The following is a 15,115-nucleotide window of genomic DNA, read 5'->3' as shown; positions in this document are numbered from 1 at the left end:
GATGTCGTACGGACATGCGGCAGGTGCCGAAGCGATGCGAGTTGTGCGTGGTGTGGGGGCCGGGCGGGCCCCCGCGCTCACAGCGTCACCACTGAGCGCAGTACGTCTCCGCGGCGCATGGCGTCGAAGGCGGACTCGACCTCGTCGAGGCCGATCTCCTCGCTGACGAACGCACCGAGGTCGAAGCGACCCTGGAGGTAGAGGTCGATGAGGGCCGGGAAGTCTCGGGAGGGCAGGCAGTCCCCGTACCAGGAGGACTTGAGGGCGCCGCCGCGGCCGAAGACGTCGGCGAGCGGCAGCTCGAGCTTCATGTCGGGCGTGGGCACGCCGACGAGGACCACGGTGCCCGCCAGGTCGCGGGCGTAGAAGGCCTGCTGGTAGGTCTCGGGGCGGCCGACCGCCTCCACGACGACGTCCGCGCCGAAGCCGCCGGTGAGGGAGCGGACCGCCTCGACGGGATCGGTCCGCGACGAGTCGACGGTGTCCGTGGCGCCGAACCGCTCGGCCTTCGCCAGCTTCCGCTCGTCGATGTCGACGGCGATGATCCGGGCGGCGCCCGCCACCTTCGCCCCGGCGATCGCCGCGATGCCGACGCCGCCGCAGCCGATGACGGCCACCGAGTCGCCCCGGCCGACCCCTCCGGTGTTGACGGCGGCGCCGAAGCCCGCCATGACGCCGCAGCCGAGCAGGCCCGCGGCGGCGGCCGGTGCGGAGCGGTCGACCTTGGTGCACTGCCCCGCCGCGACCAGGGTCTTCTCGGCGAAGGCGCCGATGCCCAGGGCGGGCGAGAGCGGCGTGCCGTCGAGGAGGGTCATGGGCTGCGTGGCGTTGCGCGTGTCGAAGCAGTACCAGGGGCGGCCGCGCCGGCAGGCCCGGCAGTCGCCGCACACGGCCCGCCAGTTGAGGATGACGAAGTCGCCCGGCGCCACGTCGGTGACCCCGTCGCCGACGGCTTCGACGACGCCCGCGGCCTCGTGTCCGAGCAGGAACGGGAAGTCGTCGCCGATCCCGCCCTCCCGGTAGTGCAGATCGGTGTGGCAGACGCCGCAGGCCCGCACCTGGACGAGCGCCTCCCCCGGTCCGGGCTCCGGGACCAGGATCGTCTCGACGGAGACGGGGGCGCCCTGCTTGCGGGCGACCACTGCGCGTACCTCGTGAGTCACGGTTGAGCTCCTTGCTGCGGGACGGCCGGGCACGGGGACCCGGGAGTCTGTTGAGGGAGGCAGAAGAGCCGAAGGGAGCTTTGAAGATCTGGTTGAAGCACCGAACTCTGTTGCGCATGAAGAACCTTGACGCGTTCTACGCAACGCCCAAACTGTCGTCTCCGTCGACGGCGCGTGTCAAGAGGAATCTGAGAACTGTCGCGTCACACGAAAAACCCGTGCCCCGCACTGTTCGATGACGCCGCGCGATCGGCGCCAACTACAGTGCGGGGCACGGGAGTTGGAGTGGTTGTTACCCCGCGGTTCAGGAGTGTTCGAAATCCCCCCTGCGCAGCGGCTTGTCGGCTCCGCCGCCGGCCGCCGTCGCGGTCGGGTCCGCGCTCGTCTCGGCGAGGCCCTTGCCGAGCGTCTCCTCGGCCCAGGCGAGCGAAACAAGCCATCCCACGAGCGTGATGCCGGCGCCGATCAGCATGGTGGGTCCGGTGCCGAGCGAGTCCAGCGACATGGGCAGCAGATAGGTGCCCACCGCGGCCCCGACACGGCTGATCGACGTGGCGACGCCGCCCGCGGTGGCGCGGATCGACGTGGGGAACAGCTCGTTGGGGTACGTCCACTCCAGGACGGTGGGGCCGCCGGAGGCCAGGGCATAGGCGCAGAAGCACAGGATCACGACGGCGACGGGCAGGGCGGTGCCGCCGCCGAGCACGGCCAGCGGGATCGCCATCAGGACGAACGACCAGATCATGATGGGCCGGCGCCCGACCCGGTCGACGAGGCGCAGGGCGGGCAGACATCCCAGTACGAAGACGATGCTGATGAGCGCCGAACCGAGATTGCCGGTGTTGCCCTCCGCGAGCCCGAACGCGCCGAGGATGGTGGGCCCGAAGGTGTAGAGCGCGAACATGGGCGTGATCTGGCAGAGGTAGAAGATCCCGCAGAAGAGCGTGCGGCGCAGGTACACGCCGCGGAACAGGGTGCGGAAGCGGCTGTCCACGCGCTGTTCGGCGGCCGAGGCCGCCATGAGTTCCTCGATCGCGACGCGCCGCCCCAGCACCTTCTCGACGGTCTCCTGGGCCTGTTCCGTACGCCCCTTGTTCACCAGCCACAGCGGCGACTCGGGGGTGCCCACGCGCAGCAGGAGCACCGCGACGCTCACCACGGCGCTGGAGCCGAGCATCCAGCGCCAGGCCTCGGCGCCGCCGAGCTCCGCGAGCGCGTAGCCGACGACGTAGGCGGCCGCGGCGCCGATGTACCAGGCCAGGATGAGGATGCCGAGGAGCCGGCCGCGGTGTTTGCTGGGCGCCCATTCGGCCAGCAGGGACGTGGCGATCGGGTAGTCCGCGCCGACGGCGACGCCGATGACGAACCGCAGGACGACGAACTGCCAGGCCTCGGTGGCGAACAGGGAGAGCACGGATCCGGCCACCAGGACCCCGAGGTCGATCGTGTACATCACCTCGCGGCCGAGCTTGTCGGTGACCGCGCCGAAGAAGAGGCCGCCGACGAAGATGCCGACGAGGGCGGAGGTGCCGATGAGGCTCAGTTCGCCGGTGGTCAGGTCGAGTTCGCCCTTCATGCCGGCCAGGGCGACGCCGATGATGCTGAGGAGATAGCCGTCAAGGAACGGGCCGCCTGCGCAGGCCCAGGTGAGTTTTCGATGGAACCGGTTCAGTGGCGCCTCGTCGACGGCACGGATGGACATCGGACCTCCCGGGAGTGGGGGACTGAGGACCGCGCGGCAGCGTCACGCGCAGAAGATCACTCGGTTGCGCTCTGAGGAACGCATCGCTCACCGCGCAACAGAACATGCCCTCGCGTGTCCGCGTCAAGACGTCGTACGGGGACGCATGACTCGGGTGACCCCGGGTAGCAGGACTGGCAATACGGGTTCTGTATGCCCGAATTCAGAAGTCCTCGATTGTCGAGACGAGCACGCAGATGAGGTCGAAGATCCGCTTCCGCATCGCCCTGCCGTCGGCCCGCGAACAGCGCCTATAGTCGCGCCATGAGAAAGCATGACGCAGACAGTGAGACAACGGGCTCGTCGAGCACCGGAGTGCAGTCCGTCGACCGTGCCGTGAGCGTTCTGGAGATTCTCGCCCGGCGCGGGGAAGCGGGGGTCAGTGAGATCGCCGCGGAAATCGACGTGCACAAGTCGACGGCCTTCCGTCTGCTGGGCGCCCTGGAGGCGCGCGACTTGGTCGAGCAGTCCGGCGACCGGGGCAAGTACCGCATCGGTTTCGGCATCGTACGCCTGGCCAGCTCGGTCACCGACAATTTCGACGTCACACAGCAGGCCCGGCCCTTCTGCGAACAGCTCGCGGAGGAATTCGGCGAGGCCGTCAACATCGCGATACTGCAGGAACATTACGCGGTGAACGTGCTCCAGGTACGCGGCCCGATGGCCGTCAGCACGCACAATTGGGTCGGCCAGCTCACCCCGATGCATGCCACATCGAGCGGAAAGGTACTCCTCGCTCATGTGCCGGAGCAGAAGCGCGCGGAAATGCTCGCGGCTTCCCACATGAAGAAGATGACACCGCACACCCTCACCGCGAAGGGAAAACTCGAGACGGATCTCGCGCAGACCCTGGAGCGCGGATATGCGGTGACGCTGGAGGAATTGGAGATCGGGCTGCACGGAATGGCGGCGCCGATCAGGAATTCCCAGGGGGAGGTCATCGCCGCGATCAGCGCCTCGGGTCCCGCCTACCGGTTCACCGAGGAGCGGATGCACGAGCTCTCCCCCACGCTGCTGCGCAGCGCGGCCGACATCAGCCGCAAGATGGGTTACCTGGACTGAGCGGCGGCCTCCCCCTCGGCCGGTTCCATGCGGACGATGACGGCCTTGGACGTGGGGGTGTTGCTGCTCTCGGCGACGCTGTCCAGCGGGACGAGCACGTTCGTCTCCGGGTAGTAGGCGGCCGCGGAGCCACGGGGCGTCGGATAGCCGACGACACGGAACGCCGGCGCCCGGCGCTCGCTGCCGTCGGTCCACACGCTGACCAGGTCGACCAGGCTGCCCTCGGGGACGCCGAGCTCGTCGAGGTCCTGGGCGTTGGCCAGGACGACGCGGCGCGCGCCCTTGATGCCGCGGTAGCGGTCGTCCATCGCGTACGGAATGGTGTTCCACTGGTCGTGCGAGCGCAGCGTCTGGAGGATCAGGTGGCCGGGCGGCGCGGTGAGCCCGGTGAAGGTGTTGGCGGTGAAGACGGCGGTGCCGCTCGCCGTCTGGAAGACGCGCTTGTTGACGGGGTTGGGCAGGTTGAAGCCGCCCGGTTCGCGCACGCGCCGGTTGAAGTCGTCGAATCCGGGCACCACGTTCGCGATGTGCTCGCGGATGGTGTCGTAGTCGTTCTCGAACGCCTGCCAGGCGATGTCGTGCCGCTCCCCCAGGGTCCTGCGGGCGAGGCGGCTGATGATGGACACCTCGCTCAGGAGCGCGGGTGAGGCGGGCGCGAGGCGCCCGCGGGTGGCGTGCACGTCGCTCATCGAGTCCTCGACCGTCATGAACTGCTCACCGCCCGCCTGAATGTCGCGGTCGCTGCGGCCGAGCGTGGGGAGAATCAGCGCGGTCCTGCCGCAGACGGCGTGCGAGCGATTCAGCTTCGTGGAGATGTGCGCGGTCAACCGGCAATTGCGCAGGGCCTGTTCGGTCACGTCGCTGTCCGGCGTGGCCCGTACGAAATTGCCCGCGACGCCCACGAACACATGGGCCCGCCCGTCGCGCATGGCGCGAATCGCGTCGACGGCGTCGACGCCGTGCTTGGTGGGCGGGGTGAAGTCGAATTCCTTCTCCAGGGCGTCGAGGAACGACTGCGGCATCCGCTCCCACACGCCCATCGTGCGGTCGCCCTGCACATTGCTGTGGCCGCGCACGGGGCAGACGCCGGCGCCGGGGCGGCCGATGTTTCCGCGCAGCATCAGGAAGTTGACGACCTCGCGGATGGTGGGGACGCCGTGCTTGTGCTGCGTGAGGCCCATCGCCCAGCACACGATGATCTTCTCGGCGCCGAGCACTCGCTGGTGGACCTGTTCGATCTCCTCGCGGGTGAGGCCCGTGGCCTTGAGGACCTCGGCCCAGTCGAGGTCGCGGATGTTGTCCGTGAAGACCTCGAAGCCCGAGGTGTGGGCGTCGATGAACGCGCGGTCGAGGACCGTGCCGGGCGCCTTGTCCTCGGCCTCCAGGAGCAGCAGGTTGAGCGCCTGGAACAGGGCGAGGTCGCCGCCGGGCCTGATCTGGAGGAACTGGTCGGCGATCTCGGTGCCCCTGCCGATGACGCCGCGCGCCTTCTGCGGGTGCTTGAAGCGCAGCAGCCCCGCCTCGGGCAGCGGGTTGACGGCGACGATCTGTCCGCCGCGCCGCTTGGTCTCCTCCAGGGCGGTGAGCATGCGGGGGTGGTTGGTGCCGGGGTTCTGGCCGACGACGAACACCAGGTCGCTGTTGTGCAGGTCGTCGAGGCTGACGCTGCCCTTGCCGATGCCCAGTGTCTCGTTGAGGGCCGAGCCGCTGGACTCGTGGCAGAGGTTGGAGCAGTCGGGCAGGTTGTTGGTGCCGAAGGCGCGGGCGAAGAGCTGGAGCAGGAACGCGGGCTCGTTGGCGAGCCGCCCCGAGGTGTAGAACAGCGCCTCGTCGGGGTCGTCGAGCCCGTTCAGCTCGTCGGCGAGCAGGCCGATGGCCTCGTCCCAGCCGATCGGCTCGTAGTGGTCGCTGTCGGGCCGCTTGACCATGGGTTCGGTCAGCCGGCCCTGCTGGTTGAGCCAGTAGTCGGAGCGCTCGGCGAGTTCGCTGACGGGGTGCTCGGCGAAGAACTCACGGGTGACGCGGCGCGTGGTGGCCTCGTCGGCGATGTGCTTGGCGCCGTTCTCGCAGTACTCGTTGCGGTGCCGCTTGTCCGGGGCGCCCTCCGGCCAGGCGCAGCCGGGGCAGTCGATGCCGCCGTCCTGGTTGATGTTGAGCAGGGTGAGGGCGGTGCGCTTGGGCGAGGTCTGGCTCAGGGCGTACTGGAGGGCGTGGGCGACCGCGGGCGCTCCGGTGGCCCAGGTCTTCGGCTTGCTCAGGGAAAGATCCTCTTCGGGCTCTTCGACGGCGCGCACGCCCATCACCTCTGTGTTTCCGACTCGACGGGAGCCGGCACGCCCCCGGCGCCCAGCATTCGTCCGCTCTCGGCGCGCGGTCAAAGCGGAAAGTCCGATCGTTGATAGGCAGCTACGATCATGCGCGGGACATGTCCACCGAAGTCGGCCGTGAAGGGGGTGGGACCGTGCTCCTGCGCCAGCTCGAATACCTGGTCGCGCTCACCAACGCCGGTCACTTCGCGAAGGCCGCCGAGCAGTGCTACGTCTCGCAGCCCACGCTGTCGGAGGGCATCCGCAAGCTGGAGACGGAGCTGGGGGTGCCGCTGGTGCGGCGCGGCCGGCGCTTCGAGGGTCTGACGGCCGAGGGCGAGCAGGTCGTGCTGTGGGCGCGCCGGATGCTCGCCGACCGTGACGCCATGGAGGCGGGGCTCGCGGCGCTGCGCGAGGGGCTGAGCGGCGAGCTGCGCCTCGGCGCGGTGCCCACGGCGGTCGGCGCGGTGGCGCTGCTGACCCAGCCGTTCTGCGCGGCGAATCCGCACACCACGGTGAACGTGCAGGCGGATCTGCAGGGCGACGACATCGTGCGCAGGCTGCGCGCCTTTGAGCTGCACGGGGCGGTCTCGTACCACAGCAGGAGCCTGGATCTGCCGTTCGTGCCGCTGTACCGGGAGCGCTATGTGGTGCTCACGCAGGAGGATCCGGGGCGGGCGGCGCAGGAGATCAGCTGGGCGGAGGCGGCGGCGCTGCCGCTGTGTCTGCTGCATCCGCGGATGCTGGGGCGCCGGGTCCTGGACGACGTGTTCGCGGAGCTGTCGCTCGCCGTGGCGCCGCGTGTGGAGACGGACTCGCTCGCCTCGCTGATCGCGCATGTGCGCACGGGGCAGTGGTCGAGCATCATCCCGCACACCTGGCTGCACGTCTTCGGCATCCCGGCCGGGATGGAGGCGGTGCCGCTGATGGGTCCGCGGCGCAGCGCCCGGATCGGTCTGCTGCTGCCGCCCCGTGAGCCGCTGTCGGTGATGGAGCAGGCGCTCGCGGACCTGGCGCGGGCCTCGCGGATGCACACCGTTCTGGACGTGCTGCCGGGCTGAGCGGCGGCTGTCGCAACTCGCCGCTTCCACGCGGCGGTTACCCCCGGGTTTCGTCCTCCGTACACCATTGACGCGCGCCTGAACGCGTGGCTACCGTGACGACGACCCGCCGCTGATATATCAGAGCGTCACCAGTCGGTTTTCAAGGAGTCCTCATGACCCCCGACGCACGCGACCTGGCCGCCGCCGACCCGGACGTGGCCGCCGCCCTCGACGCGGAGCTGTCCCGGCAGCGCGACACCCTGGAGATGATCGCCAGCGAGAACTTCGCCCCGCTCGCCGTGATGCAGGCCCAGGGCTCGGTCCTCACCAACAAGTACGCCGAGGGGTACCCGGGCCGCCGCTACTACGGCGGCTGCGAGCACGCCGACGTCATCGAGCAGCTGGCCATCGACCGGATCAAGGCCCTCTTCGGCGCCGAGGCCGCCAACGTGCAGCCGCACTCGGGCGCGCAGGCCAACGCCGCAGCGATGGCCGCCCTCCTCAAGCCGGGCGACACCATCCTCGGCCTCGACCTCGCGCACGGCGGCCACCTCACGCACGGCATGCGCATCAACTTCTCGGGCCGGCTCTACAACGTGGTCGCCTACCACGTGGACCCGGACGACCACCGCGTCGACATGGAGGAGGTCGCCCGCCTCGCCCGCGAGCACCGGCCGAAGCTGATCATCGCGGGCTGGTCGGCGTACCCGAGGCACCTGGACTTCGCGGCGTTCCGGCGGATCAGCGACGAGGTCGGCGCGTATCTGATGGTCGACATGGCGCACTTCGCGGGCCTGGTCGCCGCGGGCCTGCACCCCTCCCCCGTGCCGCACGCCCACATCGTCACCACGACCACGCACAAGACGCTCGGCGGTCCGCGCGGCGGCGTGATCCTGTCGACGGCCGAGCTCGCCAAGAAGATCAACTCGGCGGTGTTCCCCGGTCAGCAGGGCGGCCCGCTCGAGCATGTGATCGCGGCGAAGGCGGTGGCGTTCAAGCTGGCCGCCGAGCCGGAGTTCGCCGACCGGCAGCGCCGCACCCTGGAGGGCGCGCGGATCCTCGCCGACCGGCTGCTGCGGGACGACGCGCGGGCCGCCGGGATCGACGTCCTGACCGGGGGCACGGACGTCCACCTCGTCCTCGTCGACCTGCGCCACTCCGACCTCGACGGACAGCAGGCGGAGGACCGCCTGCACCGCATCGGCATCACCGTGAACCGCAACGCGGTCCCCAACGACCCGCGCCCGCCGATGGTCTCCTCCGGAGTCCGGATCGGCACGCCCGCGCTCGCCGCGCGCGGCTTCGGCGCCGCCGAGTTCACCGAGGTCGCCGACATCGTCGCCACCGCGTTCCTGCCCGGCTTCGACGACGAGACGGCGACCGGCCTGCGCAAGCGGGTCACCGCGCTCACCGAGCGCTTCCCCCTCTACCCCACCTTGGCAGCCACCACCCAGGAAGAAGGAGGCCGGCGATGACGACTCCCGGCGACGCCCTGCCCGACCACCCCGACTTCCTGTGGCGCAACGCCGACCCGAAGAAGTCCTACGACGTGGTGATCGTGGGCGGCGGCGGCCACGGCCTGGCGACCGCGTACTACCTCGCCAAGAACCACGGCATCACGAACATCGCGGTCCTGGAGAAGGGGTGGCTGGCCGGCGGGAACATGGCCCGCAACACCACCATCATCCGCTCCAACTACCTGTGGGACGAGAGCTCCGGCATCTACGAGAGCTCCCTCAAGCTGTGGGAGACCCTGGAGCAGGACCTCGACTACCCGATCCTGTTCAGCCAGCGCGGCGTCCTCAACCTCGCGCACAACCTCCAGGACGTCCGCGACAGCAAGCGCCGTGTCTACGCGAACCAGTTGAACGGCATCGACGCCGAGTGGCTTGAGCCGGACGAGGTCGCCAAGGTGTGCCCGATCGTCAACACCAGCCCGGACGTGCGCTATCCGGTGCACGGCGCCACCTACCAGCCGCGCGCGGGCATCGCCAAGCACGACTACGTGGCATGGGGCTTTGCCCGCCGCTGCGACGCGTACGGCATCGACCTCATCCAGAACTGCGAGGTCACCGGCATCGACGTGACCGGGGGCCGGGTCACCGGCGTCCGGACCACGCGGGGCCGGATCGCCGCCGGGAAGGTGGCGCTCGCGGCGGCGGGACACACTTCCGTGCTCGCGCAGATGGTGGGCCTGCGGCTGCCGATCCAGAGCCACCCGCTCCAGGCCCTCGTCTCGGAACTCCTGGAACCCGTGCACCCGACCGTCGTGATGTCCAACGCCGTGCACGTGTACGTGTCCCAGGCGCACAAGGGCGAACTCGTCATGGGCGCCGGCATCGACAGCTACAACGGCTACGGGCAGCGCGGCGCCTTCCACATCATCGAGCGGCAGATGGCGGCGGCCCTCGAGCTGTTCCCGGTGTTCGCCCGCGCCCACATGCTGCGCACCTGGGGCGGCATCGTCGACACCACCCCGGACGCCTCCCCGATCGTCGGGCTCACCCCCGTCGAGGACCTGTACCTCAACTGCGGCTGGGGCACCGGCGGTTTCAAGGCGACGCCGGGCGTCGGCTGGGCGTACGCGCACACCATCGCGACCGGCGAACCCCATGACACCAACGCGCCGTTCACCCTCGACCGGTTCACGACCGGCGCCCTCGTCGACGAGCACGGCGCCGCGGCCGTCGCGCACTGAGCACCCGGAGGAGACCGTTCACATGCAGTTGATTCCCTGCCCCTGGTGCGGGCCGCGCGAGGAGACCGAGTTCCACTACGGCGGCCAGGCACACGTCGAGCACCCCGCCGACCCGCACGCGCTCGACGACGAGCAGTGGGCCCAGTACGTGTTCTTCCGCGACAACCCCAAGGGCCCGTTCGCCGAGCGGTGGGCGCACACGGCGGGCTGCCGCCGCTGGTTCAACGCCGTGCGCGACACGGTGACGTACGAGTTCCTGTCCGTGGAGGCGACCTCATGACCACTCCCTTCCGCACCACGTCCGACGCGTACGGGCGCGTCGACCGCGCCACCACGCTCGACTTCACCTTCGACGGGACGCGGTACACCGGGCACGCCGGTGACACGCTCGCCTCCGCGCTCCTGGCCAACGGTGTGCACCGCGTCGCGACGAGCATCAAGTACGGGCGCCCGCGCGGCATCATGGCCGCCGGCGTCGAGGAACCCAACGCGCTCGTGCAGATCGAGGCGCCGTTCCCCGAGCCGATGCTGACCGCGACGACCGTCGAGCTGTACGACGGGCTCGTGGCGCGCGGCCTCGGCGGCCAGGGGCAGCTCGCGAGCGAGCCTGACACGGCCCGCTACGACGCCCGGCACCTGCACGCCGAGCTGCTGATCGTCGGCGCGGGCCCGGCCGGCATCGCGGCGGCGCTCGCCGCGTCCGATGCCGGGGTGCGCGTCGTCCTCGTCGACAGCGCCCCGGAGCTGGGCGGCAGCCTCCTCGGCACGCGGGAGACCATCGACGGGCGGCCCGCGCAGGAGTGGGTCGACGCGGCGAGCGAGCGGCTCGCCGCCTCCGGGAACGTCACCGTCCTGACCCGCACCACCGCGTTCGGCCACTACGACGACAACCTCGTCCTCGCCCTGGAGAAGCGCACCGACCACCTGGGCGCCGCCGCCCCGCGCCATGTGTCGCGCCAGCGGGTGTGGCGCATCAGGGCCCAGCAGGTCGTGCACGCGACCGGGGCCACCGAGCGGCCGATCGCCTTCGACGACAACGACCGCCCCGGCATCATGCTGGCCTCCGCGGCCCGCACGTACCTCAACCGGTACGGCGTGCTCGTCGGCCGCCGCGCCACGGTCTTCACGACGAACGACTCGGCGTACGACGCGGTGCTCGAACTGGCCGACGCGGGCGTGGAGTTCGCGGCCGTCGTCGACGCCCGGCCCACCGTGCCCGAGCGGATCGCCGGGGCGCTCGCCGAGCGCGGCATCCCGCTCCACCGCGACCACGTCGTCACCGGGACCAGCGGGGTCGACCGCCTCTCGCGCGTGCACATCGCCGAGCGGTCCAAGGGCGGGGCCCGGAGGCACGGAGTGGACTGCGACGTGCTGCTCGTCTCCGGGGGCTGGAACCCGACCGTCGCCCTGTTCAGCCAGGCGCGCGGCACGCTGCGCTACGACGCGGGGCTCGCCACGTTCGTGCCGGCCGGGGCGCTGTCCACCGTCCGCACGGCGGGCGCGGCGGACGGTCTGCGCACGCTCGGGGAGTGCCTGGGCGGCGGCATCGCCGCGACGGCCGCGGCCCTCGATGCGCTCGGTGTCCCGGTCACCCCGGTCGGTGTCCCGGCCGCCGCGACGGAACTGCCCTCGCCGGTCGTCGCGCTGTGGCGGGTGCCGAGCCCGCGGGACGGCGCGGACGGCACGGCCCAGTTCGTCGACCTCCAGCGTGACGCGCTGGTCAGCGACGTCTTCCGGGCCACGGGCGCCGGGCTGCGCTCCGTCGAGCACGTCAAGCGGTACACCACCATCGGCACGGCGCACGACCAGGGCCGTACGTCCGGGATCCTCACCTCGGGCATCGTCGCCGAGGCGCTCGGCACCGATGTCGCGGACCTGGGCACCACGAGCTTCCGGCCGCCGGTGCAGCCCATCGCGTTCGCGGCGTTCGCGGGCCGCAACCGGGGCGAGCTGTTCGACCCGGTGCGGGTGACCGCGCTGCACGCCTGGCACGAGGCGCACGGCGCGCTGTTCGAGGACGTCGGCCAGTGGAAGCGGCCCTGGTACTACCCGCTGCCCGGCGAGACGATGGACGACGCGGTGCGGCGCGAGTGCCGCGCGGCGCGCAACGGCGTGGCCATGATGGACGGCTCGACGCTCGGCAAGATCAGCGTGCAGGGGCCGGACGCGGGCGAACTGCTCAACCGGCTCTACACGAACATGATGGCCAACCTGAAGCCGGGCCGGATCCGCTACGGCGTGATGTGCGGTGTCGACGGCATGGCCATCGACGACGGCACGGTCATCCGCGTCTCCGACAACGAGTTCCTGGTGACCACGACCACCGGCAACGCAGCCAAGGTCCTGGAGTGGATGGAGGAGTGGCTCCAGACCGAGTGGCCCGAGCTGCGCGTCCACCTCACGTCCGTGACCGAGCACTGGGCGACGATCCCGCTCGTCGGGCCGCGCTCGCGGGAGGTGCTCGCGGCCGTCGTCGACGACGACCTCGACGTCTCGAACGAGGCGTTCCCGTTCATGAGCTGGCGCGACACCGTCATCGCGGGCGTCGAGGCCCGGGTGTGCCGGATCAGCTTCTCCGGCGAGCTCGCCTACGAGGTCAACGTGCCGGCCTGGTACGGCACGCATGTCTGGGAGGCGCTGTACGACGCCGGGCAGCCGCTCGGCCTCACCCCGTACGGCACCGAGACGATGCACGTGCTGCGTGCCGAGAAGGCGTACCCGATCATCGGGCAGGACACCGACGGCACGGTCACCCCGCAGGACCTCGGCATGAACTGGGTGATCTCCAAGAAGAAGCCGGACTTCGTCGGCAAGCGCTCCTTCGCCCGCGCCGAGAACCAGCGGCCCGACCGCAAGCAGCTGGTGGCCCTGCTGCCCGCAGACGAGCACACCCTGCTCCCGGAGGGCGCGCAGATCATCGCCACCGAGACGGTGCCCGCGCCGCCGGTCCCGATGCTCGGCCATGTCACCTCCAGCTACCGCAGCGACGCCCTTCAGCGCACGTTCGCCCTGGCCCTCGTGCGCTCCGGCGCCGAACGCGTCGGCGAGACCCTCTACGTCCCGCTCGACGGCACCACCGTCCCGGTGACCGTCGCCGAACCCGTCCTCTTCGACAAGGAGGGAGCCCGCCGTGACGGCTGACACCCACTCCCCCGTACGGATCAGTCCGCTCGCCGGCTGGGACCCGCGGCTCCCGGAAGGGCTGAGCGCCCGCGAGCTCCCGTTCCTGACCCAGCTCACGCTGCGGGTGACACCGGGCAGCGCGGCTGCCGCCGCCGTCGAGGAGTACCTCGGGTACGCGCTCCCGGGCGCCTGCCGCGCCCACCTGGACGCCGAGATCAAGGCGCTGTGGCTCGGCCCCGACGAATGGCTCCTCGTGGCCCCCGCCGGGCGCGCCGACGAGCTGACGGCCGGGCTGCGGTCCGCGTTCGGCGAGGAGTTCGCCACCGTCACCGACACCTCCGCGCAGCGCACCGTGCTCGCCCTGTCCGGGCCGCTGCTCCCGGAGATCCTGGCGCAGGGGTGCGCCCTCGATCTCGCGCCGGGCCGGGCCGACGCGGGCGCCTGTCACACCACGCTGCTCGCGCAGGCCGGTGTCACGCTCGTGGTCCGCGAGGCGGGTCCGCGGGCGGTCTGGCTGCTGGTCAGGTCGTCGTTCGCCGGGTACGTCGGGGCGTGGCTCGCCGACGCCTGCACCGAGTACGCAGGGGCCCCTTGATGAGCATCAGCGTCTTCGACCTGTTCAAGGTCGGCATCGGGCCCTCCAGTTCGCACACGGTCGGCCCGATGCGCGCGGCGCTCACCTTCGCCCGGGCACTGGAGCGGGACGGGCTGCTTTCCCGCGCCCGGCGGGTCCGCGCCGAGCTGTTCGGCTCGCTCGGCGCCACCGGGCACGGGCACGGCAGCGTCAAGGCGGTCCTGCTCGGCCTGGAGGGACACGCGCCGGAGACGGTCGACCCGACCCTGGCGGGCCCGCTCGAGGCGCGGGTCGGCGAGACCGGTGAGCTGCGCCTCCTCGACAAGCAGCCCGTCCCCCTCGCCCTCGACACCGACGTCGTCCTGCACCGGAACAAGCGCCTGGAGTTCCACTCGAATGCGATGACGTTCGAGGCGTGGGGCGCGGACGGGGCGAGTCTGTCCCGTCGTACGTACTACTCGGTGGGCGGCGGGTTCGTCCTCGACGAGGACGAGGCGCACGGCCCGCGGATCGTGCCCGACCGCACCCCCGTGCGCTATCCGTTCACGACCGCCGAGGAACTCCTCTCCCACACCCGTGACACCGGGCTCCCGATCAGCTCGATCATGATGGCCAACGAGCTGTCCTGGCGCAGCGAGGAAGCGGTGCGCACCGGGCTCCTGCACATCTGGTCGGTCATGCGGGAGTGCGTGCGGGCCGGCTGCGCGGCGCAGGGCACGCTGCCCGGCGGCCTGAAGGTGCGCCGTCGGGCGGCCGCGCTCAAGGAGAAGCTGGAGGCGGCGCAGGACACCGCGGAGACCGACTCGCTGTACGCGATGGAGTGGGTGACGCTGTACGCCCTCGCCGTCAACGAGGAGAACGCGGCGGGCGGCCGGGTCGTCACCGCGCCGACCAATGGCGCGGCGGGCATCATCCCGGCGGTGCTGCACTACGTCGAGCGGTTCGGAAGTGACACGACGCCCGACGCGATGGTGCGCTTCCTGCTCACCGCGGGCGCGGTCGGCGTCCTGTTCAAGGAGAACGCGTCGATCTCCGGCGCCGAGGTCGGCTGTCAGGGCGAGGTCGGTTCGGCCTGCTCGATGGCGGCGGCCGGCCTCGCGGAGGTCCTGGGCGGCACTCCCGAACAGGTGGAGAACGCCGCGGAGATCGGCATCGAGCACAATCTCGGCCTGACCTGCGACCCGGTGGGCGGCCTCGTCCAGATCCCCTGTATCGAGCGCAACGCCGTCGCCGCGCTCAAGGCGATCACGGCCGCCCGGATGGCCGTGCACGGCGACGGCAGGCACCACGTCAGTCTCGACAAGGCCATTAAGACGATGCGCGAGACCGGCGCCGACATGAAGGACAAGTACAAGGAGACCGCGCGGGGCGGACTCGCCCTCAACGTCGTCGAATGCTGAGGAGA

The 15,115-nt window shown here is 71.0% G+C and carries 9 protein-coding genes and 1 pseudogene; 7 read left to right on the top strand and 3 right to left on the bottom strand.

Annotation, left to right across the window (positions count from 1 at the left end):
• Positions 1-77 precede the first annotated feature (77 nt).
• Positions 78-1,163 (bottom strand): S-(hydroxymethyl)mycothiol dehydrogenase, encoded by a 1,086-nt coding sequence (locus ACTWJ8_RS38045; RefSeq protein ID WP_443262011.1) that lies wholly within the window; start codon positions 1,161-1,163, stop codon positions 78-80.
• Between the two features lie 304 nt (positions 1,164-1,467).
• Complete coding sequence (locus ACTWJ8_RS38040; RefSeq protein ID WP_443262009.1) at positions 1,468-2,865, bottom strand: MFS transporter; 1,398 nt, start codon at positions 2,863-2,865, stop codon at positions 1,468-1,470.
• 303 nt (positions 2,866-3,168) lie between these two features.
• Here ACTWJ8_RS38040 and ACTWJ8_RS38035 point away from each other — a divergent pair, with 303 nt between their 5' ends.
• Entirely contained in the window at positions 3,169-3,966 is a 798-nt protein-coding gene (locus tag ACTWJ8_RS38035; RefSeq protein ID WP_443262008.1) for an IclR family transcriptional regulator, read from the top strand.
• Here ACTWJ8_RS38035 and ACTWJ8_RS38030 read toward each other — a convergent pair.
• The gene (locus ACTWJ8_RS38030) at positions 3,954-6,260 is read right to left on the bottom strand and encodes an FdhF/YdeP family oxidoreductase (protein WP_356372382.1); all 2,307 of its coding nucleotides are present in this window, start codon (positions 6,258-6,260) and stop codon (positions 3,954-3,956) included. The two genes, ACTWJ8_RS38035 and ACTWJ8_RS38030, sit on opposite strands and share 13 nt — an antisense overlap.
• Positions 6,261-6,427: 167 nt before the next feature.
• Here ACTWJ8_RS38030 and ACTWJ8_RS38025 point away from each other — a divergent pair, with 167 nt between their 5' ends.
• From ACTWJ8_RS38025 to ACTWJ8_RS38000, 6 genes and pseudogenes are all read left to right on the top strand, one after another.
• On the top strand, positions 6,428-7,333 hold the full coding sequence (locus ACTWJ8_RS38025; RefSeq protein ID WP_443265117.1) for a LysR family transcriptional regulator: 906 nt from the start codon (positions 6,428-6,430) through the stop codon (positions 7,331-7,333).
• A 155-nt stretch (positions 7,334-7,488) separates the two neighbouring features.
• Positions 7,489-8,790, top strand: a complete 1,302-nt coding sequence (glyA, locus tag ACTWJ8_RS38020; RefSeq protein ID WP_443262007.1) for a serine hydroxymethyltransferase — start codon at positions 7,489-7,491, stop codon at positions 8,788-8,790.
• Positions 8,787-10,013 (top strand): sarcosine oxidase subunit beta family protein, encoded by a 1,227-nt coding sequence (locus ACTWJ8_RS38015; RefSeq protein ID WP_356372386.1) that lies wholly within the window; start codon positions 8,787-8,789, stop codon positions 10,011-10,013. The genes glyA and ACTWJ8_RS38015 overlap by 4 nt, the downstream gene beginning before the upstream one ends.
• Before the next feature lie 22 nt (positions 10,014-10,035).
• A pseudogene (locus ACTWJ8_RS38010) lies at positions 10,036-13,154 on the top strand (sarcosine oxidase subunit delta family protein).
• Positions 13,144-13,731, top strand: a complete 588-nt coding sequence (locus tag ACTWJ8_RS38005) for a sarcosine oxidase subunit gamma (RefSeq protein ID WP_443262006.1) — start codon at positions 13,144-13,146, stop codon at positions 13,729-13,731. Before ACTWJ8_RS38010 ends, ACTWJ8_RS38005 begins: the two are co-directional and overlap by 11 nt.
• The gene (locus ACTWJ8_RS38000; protein ID WP_443262005.1) at positions 13,731-15,110 is read left to right on the top strand and encodes an L-serine ammonia-lyase; all 1,380 of its coding nucleotides are present in this window, start codon (positions 13,731-13,733) and stop codon (positions 15,108-15,110) included. Before ACTWJ8_RS38005 ends, ACTWJ8_RS38000 begins: the two co-directional genes overlap by 1 nt.
• Positions 15,111-15,115: the final 5 nt, after the last annotated feature.

The organism is Streptomyces sp. SDT5-1 (assembly GCF_052245995.1).
In the GTDB taxonomy this organism is placed as follows: domain Bacteria; phylum Actinomycetota; class Actinomycetes; order Streptomycetales; family Streptomycetaceae; genus Streptomyces.
The sequence above is the reverse complement of the archived record's forward strand: the minus strand, read 5'-3'. Positions and strand labels throughout refer to the sequence as shown.

What these genes read in the sequence shown, in the direction of transcription:
- glyA (WP_443262007.1), top strand. Translation starts at nt 7,489, where the DNA reads ATGACCCCCGACGCACGCGACCTGGCCGCCGCCGACCCGGACGTGGCC.
- ACTWJ8_RS38015 (WP_356372386.1), top strand. Translation starts at nt 8,787, where the DNA reads ATGACGACTCCCGGCGACGCCCTGCCCGACCACCCCGACTTCCTGTGG.
- ACTWJ8_RS38040 (WP_443262009.1), bottom strand. Translation starts at nt 2,865, where the DNA reads ATGTCCATCCGTGCCGTCGACGAGGCGCCACTGAACCGGTTCCATCGA.
- ACTWJ8_RS38035 (WP_443262008.1), top strand. Translation starts at nt 3,169, where the DNA reads ATGAGAAAGCATGACGCAGACAGTGAGACAACGGGCTCGTCGAGCACC.
- ACTWJ8_RS38000 (WP_443262005.1), top strand. Translation starts at nt 13,731, where the DNA reads ATGAGCATCAGCGTCTTCGACCTGTTCAAGGTCGGCATCGGGCCCTCC.